General features: G+C 39.8%; 18 protein-coding genes. 7 read left to right on the top strand and 11 right to left on the bottom strand.

Annotated features, from left to right (window positions below; genetic code table 11):
- Positions 1-6: 6 nt before the first annotated feature.
- The 6 genes from BLR84_RS22900 to BLR84_RS22880 all read right to left on the bottom strand — a co-directional run bounded on the left by BLR84_RS22900 (position 7) and on the right by BLR84_RS22880 (position 4645).
- On the bottom strand, positions 7-873 hold the full coding sequence (locus BLR84_RS22900) for a hypothetical protein (protein ID WP_090472582.1): 867 nt from the start codon (positions 871-873) through the stop codon (positions 7-9).
- A gap of 25 nt (positions 874-898) precedes the next feature.
- The gene (locus tag BLR84_RS22895) at positions 899-2131 is read right to left on the bottom strand and encodes a radical SAM protein (RefSeq protein ID WP_090472581.1); all 1233 of its coding nucleotides are present in this window, start codon (positions 2129-2131) and stop codon (positions 899-901) included.
- Complete coding sequence (locus BLR84_RS22890) at positions 2121-3431, bottom strand: radical SAM protein (protein ID WP_090472580.1); 1311 nt, start codon at positions 3429-3431, stop codon at positions 2121-2123. The genes BLR84_RS22895 and BLR84_RS22890 overlap by 11 nt, the downstream gene beginning before the upstream one ends.
- Before the next feature lie 91 nt (positions 3432-3522).
- The gene (locus BLR84_RS30120) at positions 3523-3699 is read right to left on the bottom strand and encodes a hypothetical protein (RefSeq protein ID WP_176852134.1); all 177 of its coding nucleotides are present in this window, start codon (positions 3697-3699) and stop codon (positions 3523-3525) included.
- 273 nt (positions 3700-3972) lie between these two features.
- Complete coding sequence (locus BLR84_RS22885; protein ID WP_090472579.1) at positions 3973-4188, bottom strand: hypothetical protein; 216 nt, start codon at positions 4186-4188, stop codon at positions 3973-3975.
- A gap of 241 nt (positions 4189-4429) precedes the next feature.
- Positions 4430-4645, bottom strand: coding sequence for a hypothetical protein (locus tag BLR84_RS22880; RefSeq protein ID WP_090472578.1), 216 nt, complete (start codon positions 4643-4645; stop codon positions 4430-4432).
- Between the two features lie 389 nt (positions 4646-5034).
- Between BLR84_RS22880 and BLR84_RS22875 the strand changes: the two genes are divergently transcribed.
- The gene (locus BLR84_RS22875; RefSeq protein ID WP_218128453.1) at positions 5035-5505 is read left to right on the top strand and encodes a cupin domain-containing protein; all 471 of its coding nucleotides are present in this window, start codon (positions 5035-5037) and stop codon (positions 5503-5505) included.
- Positions 5506-5522: 17 nt separating this feature from the next.
- On the top strand, positions 5523-6362 hold the full coding sequence (locus BLR84_RS22870) for a helix-turn-helix domain-containing protein (protein ID WP_090472576.1): 840 nt from the start codon (positions 5523-5525) through the stop codon (positions 6360-6362).
- A gap of 166 nt (positions 6363-6528) precedes the next feature.
- Here BLR84_RS22870 and BLR84_RS22865 read toward each other — a convergent pair whose 3' ends face one another.
- From BLR84_RS22865 to BLR84_RS22850, 4 genes are all read right to left on the bottom strand, one after another.
- Complete coding sequence (locus BLR84_RS22865; RefSeq protein WP_090472575.1) at positions 6529-6741, bottom strand: hypothetical protein; 213 nt, start codon at positions 6739-6741, stop codon at positions 6529-6531.
- A 192-nt stretch (positions 6742-6933) separates the two neighbouring features.
- The gene (locus tag BLR84_RS22860) at positions 6934-7137 is read right to left on the bottom strand and encodes a hypothetical protein (protein ID WP_090472574.1); all 204 of its coding nucleotides are present in this window, start codon (positions 7135-7137) and stop codon (positions 6934-6936) included.
- Between the two features lie 193 nt (positions 7138-7330).
- Positions 7331-7537 carry a hypothetical protein gene (locus BLR84_RS22855; protein WP_090472573.1) on the bottom strand — a complete coding sequence of 69 codons (207 nt, stop codon included), beginning with the start codon at positions 7535-7537 and terminating at the stop codon, positions 7331-7333.
- 192 nt (positions 7538-7729) lie between these two features.
- On the bottom strand, positions 7730-7918 hold the full coding sequence (locus BLR84_RS22850) for a hypothetical protein (RefSeq protein WP_090472572.1): 189 nt from the start codon (positions 7916-7918) through the stop codon (positions 7730-7732).
- A 744-nt stretch (positions 7919-8662) separates the two neighbouring features.
- On the opposite strand from BLR84_RS22850, the gene BLR84_RS22845 reads away from it, so the two are divergent.
- The 5 genes from BLR84_RS22845 to BLR84_RS22825 are packed head-to-tail and all read left to right on the top strand — an operon-like array spanning position 8663 to position 13323.
- Positions 8663-8860, top strand: a complete 198-nt coding sequence (locus BLR84_RS22845) for a hypothetical protein (protein ID WP_090472571.1) — start codon at positions 8663-8665, stop codon at positions 8858-8860.
- Positions 8857-9036, top strand: coding sequence for a hypothetical protein (locus BLR84_RS22840; RefSeq protein ID WP_090472570.1), 180 nt, complete (start codon positions 8857-8859; stop codon positions 9034-9036). The genes BLR84_RS22845 and BLR84_RS22840 overlap by 4 nt, the downstream gene beginning before the upstream one ends.
- 49 nt (positions 9037-9085) lie before the next feature.
- Positions 9086-10279 carry a radical SAM protein gene (locus BLR84_RS22835; protein ID WP_090472569.1) on the top strand — a complete coding sequence of 398 codons (1194 nt, stop codon included), beginning with the start codon at positions 9086-9088 and terminating at the stop codon, positions 10277-10279.
- Between the two features lie 6 nt (positions 10280-10285).
- Positions 10286-12586, top strand: a complete 2301-nt coding sequence (locus tag BLR84_RS22830; RefSeq protein ID WP_369829197.1) for a peptidase domain-containing ABC transporter — start codon at positions 10286-10288, stop codon at positions 12584-12586.
- 11 nt (positions 12587-12597) lie between these two features.
- Positions 12598-13323, top strand: a complete 726-nt coding sequence (locus BLR84_RS22825; protein ID WP_090472568.1) for a hypothetical protein — start codon at positions 12598-12600, stop codon at positions 13321-13323.
- Between the two features lie 171 nt (positions 13324-13494).
- On the opposite strand, the gene BLR84_RS22820 is transcribed toward BLR84_RS22825, so the two are convergent.
- Positions 13495-13872: a hypothetical protein gene (locus tag BLR84_RS22820; protein ID WP_090472567.1), complete on the bottom strand. Its 378-nt coding sequence runs from the start codon at positions 13870-13872 to the stop codon at positions 13495-13497.
- Between the last annotated feature and the right edge of the window lie 3 nt (positions 13873-13875).

Here is a 13875-nt window from a genome sequence, read left to right as displayed (position 1 = left end):
ATAAAATTAATAGAGCTGGCTGTTCAGTACGGGTTTAGGGCAGGTATTTTTAAACGCGCCCCGGTATGACAAGCTCACGTCGTAATGGGTGGTACCCTCGGTACAGCCTTCATGTATCATGTTTTCGGTTGGGGCAATATAAGCTTCATAGGGCTGTATAGGAATTTTTACAACCGGATACTCGCTAAAATACGTCATAAAGTCCTTATACAGATGCCATTGCGAATACTCCTTTACAACTGTTTTTTTGGTTTTCATCCATTCAATCATGGCGTTGACAGGCTGATTGACATATAATAAGTGCCTTACCTCGACACCCAGGTTTATACATAATCTTCGCCCGGCTTGTTCGGTCTCCCCGAGGCTAAACCCGTCGAAATTATCGATATGCAGGCCACCCAGGGAGTTAAACTTGAGGTATACGGTCACCGTTTCCAGGTTTGGCTGATTGAATGTAAATGACGCAGGGGGCACAGGCTGGTTCTCAACCAGTAATGTTTTAAGATATTGATTAATGTGGCCGATGCTTTGATTTAATTTTGCACCATACAGATCCCTGTAATGGTTGAATTTAAATTTGCTGTTGATGTTTTGAAGCTTAAACTCTTTCAGCTCTTCAATTACATAATCGGGCAGTTTAATAATATTGATGATGCTATTCAGATCCGGCTCCTCATCCCCATCCTGCGCAAGCAGTAATTCCCGTTCTTCTTCGTTAGCATCTCTCCAGGGTTTTACGGGTTTAAATGCATTATCCCGGTAAGGTATCCCGTTTGACGCCGTACCCTTTGCGATCATTGTTCCATCGCTAAGCAAAATTGTAGACTCCCAGTCTGCATGCGGATAAATTTTGATGCCATCTTGTATGATCATGATTTCAATATTTATAGGTCAAATACTAATTTGTTACTAAATCCTTGGGTTGCCTGTCATTAAAAATTTCCAGGTAATCAAATTTTTTAATCTGGATATCTTCCTCCATATCAACAGACAGGCTATCCACTATCCGGTTTTGAATATGTGTGATCAACCTGGTCAGATCCATACAATAAACCGAAGTATTATTAAATGAATTTTCGGTGCTGTACCTGTGCGGTAAATAGCCGGCGCCGCAAATGTTCCGTATTTTGCATGATGAGCACTCCCTGCATAAGCTGTTATGGCTTTTGAAGTAAAGGCTGGCCAGATCGGTATTCAGGCCCTCGTCAATTTCGTGGTTATGCACATTAGTATCGGCTTTGGTAAAGGATGGCCCGCAAATTTTTAACGAATCGCCGGCTTCGTATGAGCCGTCCGTTTCAATCACTATTAGCTGGTTATCGCCGTCGCCCAGGTCATCCGCCGAAACTTTATGACCCAGCACCATCTGAACTATCTGGCTGAATTTCCTGATCCTTGGTCTTTTATTTTGATTAGAGTCATTATACCATTCATCAAACAAGGCAATAAGCCAATCGCCGTAAGCGGTAGGCGACCCATAAAACCGGGTGCCTGGCGAAGGTGCCGGGGGGAGTTTATCCCAGTTAGAGTCGGGCAGCAATATATCAAACGACTCGATGCCGATGGACTTGTGATGATGATATAGTTCCTGCGGATCGGCATCTACATTGATCACCGTTAATACAGCCGGTGCCTTTTGGCTAAACTGCGAGTCGCGGGCCAGTTGATATTTTTCGATCACCCGGTCATACGATCCTTTGCCTTTATGGTCAATCCGGTACCTGTCGTTAGTTTCTTTATCACCATCTAAACTAATGCCCAGCTTAATATCCAGCTCTTCAAACAGCTGCATCCATTCCTCATCAATGAGCAGGGCATTGGTTTGCACCACGTAAACGATCTTTACATGATCGGCAATGTTTTCCCGGAAAATATCCAGGAAACGGCGAAAAAAAGCTTTGCCGGCCAGTAAGGGTTCGCCACCATGTAAAATGATCGAAATGGCCTGCATTTCGTGCTTTTTTGAAAATGAGTCGATCCGCTGGGCAAGCTTTTGGATGGTAAGGTCGCTCATTTTTTTAGGCTGCATTAAATAGCTGTCGTCACCCATATTGTACATATAGCAATACGTACAGTTGAGGTTACATCTGCTGGCTATTTTAACAACAAAAGAAAATGATTTAGCTTGCATAGCTTTGAGCGTATATTTCGTTGATGATTTCGGTATAGTTTAGCTTTCCAAGCGGATACAGATCCAGGATCTCTCTCGGGAGGTTGTCTACTACCGTCGACTGGATCTCTGAGATCAGTTTGACCAGGTCTTTGCAGTAGATAGATGGATTGTCGAAGCCGTTTACTTTGCTGTAGCGATGCGGCATATAACCGCCCCCGCACATTTCAACAATAGGGCACCTTTTGCAGGTTTCGCTCAGGTACTGGCCATTGTGCACATAAGTGGCCACCAATTCTTTATCCAGGGCATCATCCAAAGCGTTGGTTTTAATATTCAGGTTTTGTTTGGTGATGCCATTTCCGCAGCTTTTAAGTACATCTGATGGCTCAATACCACCATCTGTTTCTATTACCAGGAGGCCGTTATCCTTATTACCAATGGAATCTAAAGATGCCGATGCGCCCAAAACCTGTTTGATAAGCATATCAAACAGCCTGATGTGAGGCCTTGCCTGTGATTTATCATTAAACCAAAGATGGAACATGATCAGCATCCAATCGGCATAGGGTGTAAGTGATTTGGAAAAGGGCCCTTTAGCAGGCACGTAAGGCGCCACCTGGTAGTTGGCTAAAGGGAATAAGAGGTCAAATGATTCCACATTAACTACGTTGGAATAATGATAGTATAACGCCACCGGATCGCAGTTAAGGTTCATAACGTTAAGCAAACCCACCCTGATCTTGCCAGTTACCGGGTGCTTATTGTCCTCCAATTTATTGATACCGGCTACAACCCGTTGATAGGTGCCTTTGCCTTTATGGTCAACCCGGAAAGCATCATTGATCTCTTCGGTGCCATCCAAACTAACGCCTATCTGTATCTTCAGTTCATTAAATAATTTGCCTATGCTGCGGGTAAGTAAAACACCGTTGGTTTGTATAAAGTAATTGGCGGTAATGCCATGTTTCTCAAACAGGGCATTTGTTTTATTAACAAAGTTTATAAAGAAGGCTTTGCCGGCCAGCAACGGTTCGCCACCGTGAAAACCAAAAGCAAAAGCGGTTAAATGATGCTTTTCGCAGTGTTCAATAACCCGGGTAAGCATAGTATCAATTACCGCTTCGCTCATGAACTTTGGTTGTTGTAAATAAGTTTTATCGCCCAAATTATACATGTAACAGTAGGTGCAGTTGAGGTTACATCTGCTGGCTATTTTCAGAACCAAAAAATCAACCTTGCTTGTTGGGTTTGATGGGTTTGGTGAGTGGTGATGCACTACCTCTAAGGTTTCGGGTTTTTCTGCTATCTGGGTTTGCATAATTTTTTGAATAAACTGAGTTGTTATAGCCGCTTGTTAATTAGTTTATTGGTATTTACTGTTAACCGTTATTTTGTGCGCCGGGCTGTTTTTAAAGGCCTGTGGCATCAATGCCGGGGAACCTCTTCAGAAATAGCCGTGCCGACTTTTCTACTTTACCGTTGTGCGTTCTTTTTACTCTTTCGCGCGGTTCGGCAATGGGTAAACCATAATTCTTTAGTTGCAAATTATGTAGCCCCCCGATTAATGCTTTAATTTCTCCTGACATAATTTCTATGATTTGGTTTTTTTATTAAAACTAATGGGGTGTTAATGGAAACCCAAACTTTTTCGACTAACTGAGCCTACTATAAGACGAATACATAATTCAACGGGGTGTATGATTTATGACCGGTTAATATGTATTTAAACAGATATGATCATGGTTAAAATATAATATACAGAACCAGGGGGGTAAGTAGGCCATATGCTTAAAAACAAAACGGCCGGTATGGTTTATCAATCATAAACCATACCGGCCATTTACGGATAAAGCAAGAAACTACATGCAATCAGCACCTCTGCTGAAAGTTCCGCTTACTGAACCATGGATAACGCTTGATTTTTCGGTAGTAGCGCCACCAGAAATTGATTCGCCGGCTTCTTTCAGCGCATCATTTTCTAATTTTTTTAATTTAGCATACAATTCTTCCGGAGTTAATTCGTCCAGATTCAGGCGGAAACTGTAAGTTCCTTTGTTTTCTTGTTTTTCTGACATAGCTTTAAAGTTTTAATTTTGAGTAAAGCTAAATGCCTGATACTTTGGGCTGAAACTTTTTCGACCAACTATGTGCTTTTGCATGCAAGAAGCATAGTCAATGGGCGACGAATGGAAATAACAGATGTTTAGGAGAGCAAAGGACGTTGCTGGCTTATGGATCGGGGAGCTACAAAACAAAACGACCGGCATAGTTTATCAATCATAAACCACACCGGCCGTTTACTGGTAAAGCGAGAAACTACAAGCAATCTGCGCCCCTGCTGAAAGTTCCGCCTACTGAGCCATGCACCACACTTGATGATGAAATACTTGTACCACCAGAAATCGATTCGCCGGCTTCTTTCAATGCATCATTTTCTAATTTTTTTAATTTAGCATACAATTCATCCGGAGTTAATTCGTCCAGATTCAGGCGGAAGCTGTAAGTTCCTTTGGTTTCTTTTTTTTCTGACATGGCTTTAAAGTTTTAATTTTTAGTAAAGCTAAGTGCCTGATAACTTGAGGTGAAACTTTTTCGACTAATGGATATCTCTTAAAGACCAATTCAGTTTAAACCATTACAATTTGATTTTTTAACAAGGGAAATAGTAATTGGGGAATTCAGATGGAACAAAAAGATATACTTATCAGATCTGTATTTTATACCAGGACTGTTTAGGAGCTAATTCAATTTTTGCTCAAATATGTCCATTCCTTACCACCAAACCAATCTTAATAATAACAAGCTTTGCATTGTAAGTTAATTCTGTTTGAAAAACTAAAAATATGCAACGTCGAAATTTTTTAACAACCGCCCTGGTAGCCACTGCTTTAGTTACTTCTGCTAAAAACTTTACCAGAAAATTGCCCGATAAAAAAGGGTTTGTAATAAAAAAAGGTAAAAATCGCTTTGATGAAAAAACCATGCTGATAAATAATAGCCCCGTTGATCTCAAAGTATCAACTAAAGACACTGATGGCACATTAAGTATCTCTGAATACACAGGGTTTGCTAAAGGAGGGCCGCCCCTTCATATACATCTTTATCAGGACGAAATATTTTACATTTTGGAGGGAGAGCATCTTTTTCAATTAGGTGATAAACAATATCATTTAACTGCTGGCGATAGCATTTTTATTCCGCGCAACGTACCCCATGCACCTGCCCAACTAAGCGATAAGGGTAAATATCTTTTCTTTTTCACCCCATCAGGGAAAATGGAAGATTTTTTCAGAACTTTAGGGGAATTAAAGCGTCCTGTTTCATCAGAAGACGCAAAAACAATTTTTGAAGCTCATGATATGAAAATTGTGGGTCCGCCATTATCCTTTTAATAAATAAAAGCTGCAAAATGCCAATCTATGATTATCGGACCCCCAGCCCGGCTTTGCGTGAATATGTAAAGCGATATCAGATTTTAGGCTGTGAATTTCCGGTTTCGATAGTTGAATTACCGGTGAAAGCTTATTGGCCGCGCGCTGAAAACTGCCTTACATTTTTACCACGGGACCCTGAAAAAATTGAAAATAGCTTTGATGGAAAGTTAATTGAAAGTACACGCTCAAGAGTACAGGGGCAGTATTCTATTTCCAGGAATATACATGTTGGCCGGGATTTTATGGTCTTTAATGTGGTGTTTCAACCAGGAGGCTTATTTCGGCTCACCGGGATCCCGTTACATGAATTAACCAATTCTTTTGCAGATGCTGAAGCGATTTTTTCAACAGAAATCAAATTAGTTAATGAGCGTCTTAGCTACACAAAATACTATACGGAAATGATTGATATTATTGAAAGCTTCTTACTTTCAATGGTCATTAAATCAAAAAAACAAGCATTGCCAATTGACAAAATAAGTCGGTTTTTGCAAGCAAATCCAAATAGTGCTTCAATGGACTGGCTTGCTAACCAGGCCTGTTTAAGCCAGCGACAGTTTTATCGTCAATTTATTGAAAGAGAAGGAATAAGCCCCAAACTGTACGCCCGGATTGCACGTTTTGAAAACGTAATGAAAGTGAAAAATCTTAATCCGTCAAAAGGCTGGCCCAATATTGCTTATGATTTTGGATATTACGACTATCAACATATGGTAAAAGACTTTATTGAATTTACCAGTATTACACCAACAGCTTTTTATAATGCATCTGCAAAAGGACCTGAGGTTGCTTTTGGTATGAGAGAAACTTATTAGTTTTTTTAATTTATCCGGCATAAGAACTGAAACTGGCTCAGCCGGTACTGCAGTTTTCTTTATTCCTGGTTCTGGTCGGCAGGCTATAGGAATCAGGGACTGCAAAAAACAAAACCCCACAGACAATTGCCTGTGGGGTTTTGCTCTGGTAAAAAAACTACAATTACTATGCAGCAGCCCTGCTGAAAGTACCGCCTACAGAGCCGTGAATAACACTGGCTCTGGCATCAGTGGCAGCACCACCAGAAATTGATTCGCCGGCTTCCAGTAATGCGTCGTTCTGCAATTTTTTTAGTTTGTTGAATAACTCTTCCGGAGTTAACTCATCAAGGTTCAGCCTGTAGCTGTAAGTTCCTTTGGTTTCTTTGTTTTCTGACATGGCTTTAAAGTTTTAATTTATAGTAAAGCTAAAATCCATATAATTTGAAGGCGAATTTTTTCGACCAATTAAAGCGACCTAAAGACCAATAACATTTTATATCAGTACATATTCATAATTAACACCAGGGGGCTCCTACAAAAAACGGCCGACCTGTTATGAATAAGTCGACCGTTTTTAGGTATCAGGATGTTATAAACCTAGTGCTCTGGTAAAAGAACAGGCTCCCGAACCGTGAATAACGCTTGATAAGTCGGATGAGATACCACCAACAATGGATTCCCCCGCTTCTTTAAGTGCGTCATTTTGTAATTTTTTTAGCTTAGCGAATAGTTCTTCTGGAGGTAACTTGTCCAGGTTTAAGCGGAAGTTGTTAGGATCTTTGTTTTCTGACATGGCTTTAATTTTTTTTTGTTTATAATAAAACTAACCGGGTTACGATTGGAAGCGAAACTTTTTCGACCAATCAAAGCGACCTAGAGACCAATAATGCTTTATAACTGTATTTATTCCTGATCAACGCAGGTATGCTTCATGAAAAAGACCGGTCTGTTCATAACAGACCGGTCTTTTTTCTGACAGCAGGATGTTATTGATTGGCAGCCCTGCTGAAAGTACCGCTTACAGAACCATGAACTACGCTTACTGAACTTTGTTTGTCGGCACCACCGGCAATAGATTCACCGGCATCTATCAGCGCGTCATTTTGTAATTTTTTCAGTTTGTCGAATAACTGCTCCGGAGTTAATTCGTCAAGATTCAGCCTAAAGCTGTAAGATCCTTTTTTTTCTGACATGGCTTTAAAATTTAGTTTGTTTATGATAAAGCTAGCCGGGTGGTGTTTTAAAGCGAAATTTTTTCGACCAATCAAAGTAACCTGATGACTAATAGTGTTTTATGCCTATGTGTATTCCTAAATTAATAGCTGCCGGAAAATGGCCCGGTCTATTATGTGCAGAACGCGCCATTTTTTTTAGCAAAGAAGGCACTAATTAACCGATCTGCTAAAGAGGTTCCCTGGAATAACGCTTACTGAAGCGCCTGCTCCGCCCGAAATAGATTCTCCGGCTTCTTTAAGCGCCTCATTCTGTAGTTTTTTCATTTTTTCAAATAACTCTTCCGGAGTTAATTCGTCAAGATTCAGCCTGAAGCTGTACGATCCTTTTTTTTTTGACATGGCTATAATTTTTTTGTTTATGATAAAACTAATCGGGCTAGCAGCCAAAGCAAAGCTTTTTCGACTAAATGCGCCATCCTTTGGACTAATGATCAATTATCGTGGATTTGATGGTTTTGGAACCGGAGAGAGGATGTTGACTTTTGTGGAGCGCGGTTAATACTCTTTGGGATTTAAATTTTAATTTATGTCCGATTTTTTGTATATTCATATAAATGTATAGCCCGGGCTTTTTCATAAGAGGTCCGGGCTGTTTGGTTAAAGGGGTAAATAGCCCCAAGACAGGCTGTTGGGTATGTAGTATATTGATAGTCAATAATTTAATGCTTTTTAAGCCTTCGAAAACTATGTTAAAATTTGTTAAAAAGTGTTAAAATCGTTGGTTTTGAATGAATTTTAAGCAGTTTTTGACCTGTTTTACTCGTTTTTTAGGCTGAAAAGTGTTAAAAATAAAGCTTTAAAAAGTTTTCCCTGGTACTGCTCTGCGCCGGCCTTAACACTTGGCCATACCGTTATATAACGCCTCCATATTTATAGGCTTTTATCCATAGTTCCTTTGGTAATGAAAACCAGGTAACCTGCTCATTTTCATAAGCGGAAGGATTATGTCAATTAGTCATCCAAAGCCATCAGTTGGTCGAAAAAATGAAGGTCTTAATTACATTCTTCGCTATAATTACATAAACAATACAGTAATTAATTACAGTTAAACATAAAAAGATTGGTTAAAAAATTAAGGACGCTATGAAAAAGGACTTAAATCATTTTAAACAAACGCTGGCTGCCCAGGATGATCAATTTATTTTGGATAATGAGGCTTTAACCACTATAAACGGGGGCGATAAAGAGTATAAACCGCTTTATCATGATCCGGAGAAAAAAAACATATGGACTAAGAGTTCGGTAATTTTTGATCAGGACAATAACTATTATTCAAAATGAAAAAGAAAGACAAAAAATCAGCTGATGCTGAGAAAGACCTAAAGTCATCGGCAATTGAGCAGCTAAAACTCAAAGGAATTGAGCTGGAAGGTGGTGATACCATTTCCGGCGGATTTATTGAAACAATGGATACAGGCGGTCTTCCGGGCTTTATTGAGGTACATATAGACAAATAGGCCGATGGTTTAAAATTAAACTTGAACATGGTTACTGATCCCTAAGCTAATGAATTTGAATACGCTCGTTTTAAAAGTAGCAAGCAGATGTAATCTGAATTGCACCTATTGCTACGTTTATAACCTGGGCGATTTAACTTATCAGGATCAGCCAAAATACATGTCGGCAAAGGTGGTTAACGCTATTTTGCAAAAGGTATCCGGCCACTGCGAAAAACATAATATCAGGGGCTTTCATTTTGTTTTTCATGGTGGTGAGCCCCTGCTGCAAAGCATGGAGTTTTTCTCGGGCTTTATTAACAAAGCCAGGGAGATCATTAAGCCTCAAACACATCTCCATTTTGCTGTTCAAACCAATGGGGTGCTTTTGACCAAAGAGTGGTGCGAATTTTTCTTGAAAGAAGCCATAACCATAGGCATCAGTTTAGATGGTTACGAGGAAATTCATGACAGCAAGCGTGTTGATCATGCGGGCAAGGGATCATATCAAAAAGTTATTGAGGCCATTAACCTGGTTAATAGTTACCAGGGAAGGCTAAACCTGGGAATACTGACAGTTATTAATACCCTGGCAGATCCGGATAAGCTATATCAGCAAATAAAAGGGCTAAATATCAGGAGCTTTAATTTGCTTTTACCTTATGCTTCCTGGGATGTTCCGCCGCCGGGTTGGGTTAAAAGTAAAACCGTATATGCCGACTGGCTGATCAGGATTTTTGACCGCTGGTATTTTGATGATAAGCCCAAACCTTCAATCCCAATATTTGAGCAAATACTGGGTTTGTGTATAGGTTTAAAGCAAAGCTCGCAATACTTTGGAGGTGAAAAGCTCGACTTTTTGATCATTGAAACTGATGGGAGTATTGAGGTTTCGGGCGCGTTAAAAGTATGCGGACATGGCATGACCAAAGAAGATATGAATATTTTGGAAATGGACCTGGATAACGCGTTACAGAATAACCAACTGAATTTGCATTACAACAGTCACCAGGAATTGCCCTTTCCGTGTAGTAACTGTAGGGTTGTTAGTATTTGCGGAGGCGGTTTTTTACCAAACCGGTATAGCGCGGTAAACGGGTTTAACAATAGGTCGGTTTACTGCCATGATTCGCTCAAATTAATATGCCATATACATAATACACTAATGGACAGTTTGCCGCAAAAGGTTTTAAGTAAAGCAAAAAAGAACCTGCTTTCCTATGATCATGTTTTTAACGAGATACATTCAATGATAAGCTATTAAATAATAATGATGAAAAAGAAATTTAAATTTCACAAGCAGTTAGACCACATGGATTGCGGCCCCACTTGTTTAAAGATGATCGCATCATATTATGGGAAAGATTATTCATTAGACTTTTTAAGGGCCAACTCATTTATCACCCGCCAGGGGGTGAATTTGCTTGGTTTGAGCGAAGCTGCTGAAAAAATCGGTATAAAAACATTGGGTGTTAAGGTTACGCTTAACCAACTGGTTGAGGATGTACCGCTACCTTCTATCCTGCACTGGAATCAGGAACACTTTGTTGTTTTGTATGATATTCAACTGGTTAAAGGAGGCTTATTGTCCAAAAAAAGCAAATTGAAGTTTTTGATTGCTGATCCGGGACATAATTTGATATCTATTGACCAGGCCACCTTTTCAAAATTCTGGTTAAACACCGGCGACAAAAAAGGGGTAGCGTTGATCCTGGAACCAACCATTGAATTTTATAATCAGGAAGAAAATCAGACAACAAAATCAAGCGGCTTTAAATTCCTGTTTAAATATATAGCACCATATAAAAAGTATGTTGTTCAGGTTATCATCGGGATGCTGTTGAGCAGTCTTATCGCCCTCATCTTCCCGTTCCTGACGCAAAGTATGGTCGACTTTGGGATACAACGACATAATATAGATTTCATTTACCTGGTTCTTTTCTCCCAGCTCTTCCTGTTTGTAGGCGGGATGACGGTTGATATGATCAGAAACTGGATGTTGCTTCATATTAATACCCGGGTAAGCGTAACCATTATTTCCAATTTTCTGGTTAAGCTTATGAAACTGCCTATCAGTTATTTTGAGTCGAAAAATGTTGGGGACATTACGCAAAGGATCAATGACCACCACCGCATCGAAACCTTTTTAACAGGATCAACCTTAAGTACGCTCTTTTCTATCATCAACATATTGATATTTTCGATCGTACTAGGTTCGTACAACGTCAAGATCCTGGCTATTTTTGGTATTGGTAGCGCTATTTCTATTGCCTGGGTACTCCTCTTTCTGAAAAAGCGTAAAGACCTTGACTATGTACGTTTCCAGCGGATGCGCGAGAATCAGAATACCATATATGAGTTGGTTACCAGTATGCAGGAGATTAAGCTGAACAATTGCGAAAGAACCAGAAGATGGGAATGGGAACGCATACAGGCCAGGTTATTTAAAGTAAATATCCAGAGTTTGGCTTTGGAGCAATACCAGGAGATAGGCTCGTCATTTGTTACTCAGCTTAAAAATATCCTGATATCATCTACCGCTGCCTTTTTGGTTATCAATAACAGCATTTCACTTGGGGTGATGCTCAGTATATCTTATGTAGTAGGGCAAATGAATAACCCCTTGAACCAGATCATTGGTTTTGTGCGAAGTGTTCAGGATGCTAAAATAAGTTTGGAGCGGTTAAGCGAGATACATGATCAAAGTAATGAGGAGATCGATCTGTCGACAAAGGCCGGAAAAGTAAACAAAGAGCTATTTGAAATGAGCGAAAGTACCGATAATGTGATCAACAGTCAGGTTATCAACGGCAAAACTTATAATACCAAAAGAGGGATACACCTGGATAATGTTTCTTTCCAGTATGGTGGCTCACAGTCTGTAAAAGTTCTTAAAAATATCGACCTGTTTATTCCTGAAGGTAAAGTGACCGCGATAGTGGGCTCAAGCGGGAGCGGAAAAAGTACACTGCTGAAACTGCTACTGAAGTTTTATCCACCTACAGAAGGCCAGATCACAATAAACGAATCGGATATACTGGACCTGTCTGCGAGGGACTGGAGGAAAATCTGTGGAACCGTGATGCAGGAAGGTTATATTTTTTCGGATACCATATCGCGCAATATCGCGGCCAATGAGGATACTCCTAATGAAGAAATTTTACAACATGCCATCAAAGTTGCCAATATTCAGGATTATATCAAAAAACTTCCGTTAGGGCTTACAACCAAAATTGGTAATACCGGTACCGGGATGAGCGGTGGCCAAAAGCAACGTATTTTTATTGCAAGGGCCGTTTATAAACAACCTAAATACCTGTTTTTTGACGAGGCTACCAGTGCGCTTGATGCCAATAACGAAACGGTTATTATGCAAAACCTGCATGACTTTTTTAAGGGGCGAACCGTATTGGTTATTGCTCACAGGTTAAGCACCGTAAAAAATGCCGATCAGATTGTGGTGATGGAAAACGGAACTATCATTGAGGTGGGTAACCATTTGGAATTAGTACAAAAAAAGGGCAAGTATTACGAGCTTGTTAAGAATCAATTAGAATTGGATGCTGCTTAAATTTTTTGATTATGCCAGATAGATTAGATTTTGTAGAACACAGTTACGAGGTTGAGGAAATTATAGGTAATGTACCTCCCTGGTTAATAAGATGGGGCATCATGATGTTTTTATTTGTTTTTGGCATAATTATTTTATGCTCAACAATAATAAGTTTCCCATCGATACTTCCGTCAACCGTGGTTATTGACGCCAAGAACCAACCTTTTAGGGTTAGCTGGCTAAAAGATGGAGCTGAGTTATATAAAACGGATATAAAAGATGGTCAGATGGTTAAACCCATGGATACCTTGCTAATTGAAACCAATTCGTCGGGTAAAATTACTTCGGTAATGACCAGCCCAGTGCTGGGTAAGGCCATTGTACTTAAAGGCGCCGAAGATAACCCTCGTAAAAACACCATTATCATCAATCCTACATTGGGGAACTATGAGGTACGGTTATATATAAAGGCGGAAAGGGTAGGCGAAGTTTTGCCTAATCAGAAAGTGATGATCAATCTGGCCGAATACTCTGCAGCAACATTTGGCCCTTTAGAAGGCAGGATAACTGAAATTATCAGGATCCCGGTACATGATAAATATATAGCAAAAGTGAAACTGATGGATGGTCTGAAAACCATCAAAAATAAAACCATACCCTTAGCCAGCACGCTAACAGGTGATGGGTATATAGAGCTATCTAAGAAAAATATTTTTTTGAGAATATTCGGAAGCTTATTTGACAGGAACAGCTAAATCTCTCGTTAATAATAATAGTTATGCCTGCATACATGTACATGTATGCAGGCTTTTTATTGGAAGCCCAGAATAGATCAGTTTCACAGGGGAACTAATAACAACTATATCATAACAGAAAAGCCTCATCAATTTGACGAGGCTTTTCTGTTATGTAAAATTGGTTAAATATTAATTTGGCGTACTCCATCCATCGCCCCAGCCACTACCACCGGCGTTTTTTGACTCTTTTAACAGCTTATCATACTTTATAGCTTGTTTAGCAGTTAAAACGGCTTTTATTTTGCTTATGGTAGCTGTGCGAAGGGGTTTTATAGCAGCCAACATTTTGGTATTATCGCCATGTGTATCTGTCTTGATCTTATCAAATTTTTGGGAAGATCCCTCGTATATTTTTTCAATCTTAGTGGTTTGTACATTATTGAGCTTAAGTTCTTTTTGCAGTTCTTTAGCTTTTTCGGCCGGACTATTGGTACCCGGGTGATTTTGGGCATTGCTTGCTGTTGTTATCCCAACAAGGATGAAGCACGCTAATAAAAAATTTCTCATGGC

This window comes from Mucilaginibacter sp. OK268, from assembly GCF_900103125.1.
GTDB lineage: Bacteria > Bacteroidota > Bacteroidia > Sphingobacteriales > Sphingobacteriaceae > Mucilaginibacter.
This window is presented reverse-complemented; position numbering and strand designations above follow the sequence as displayed.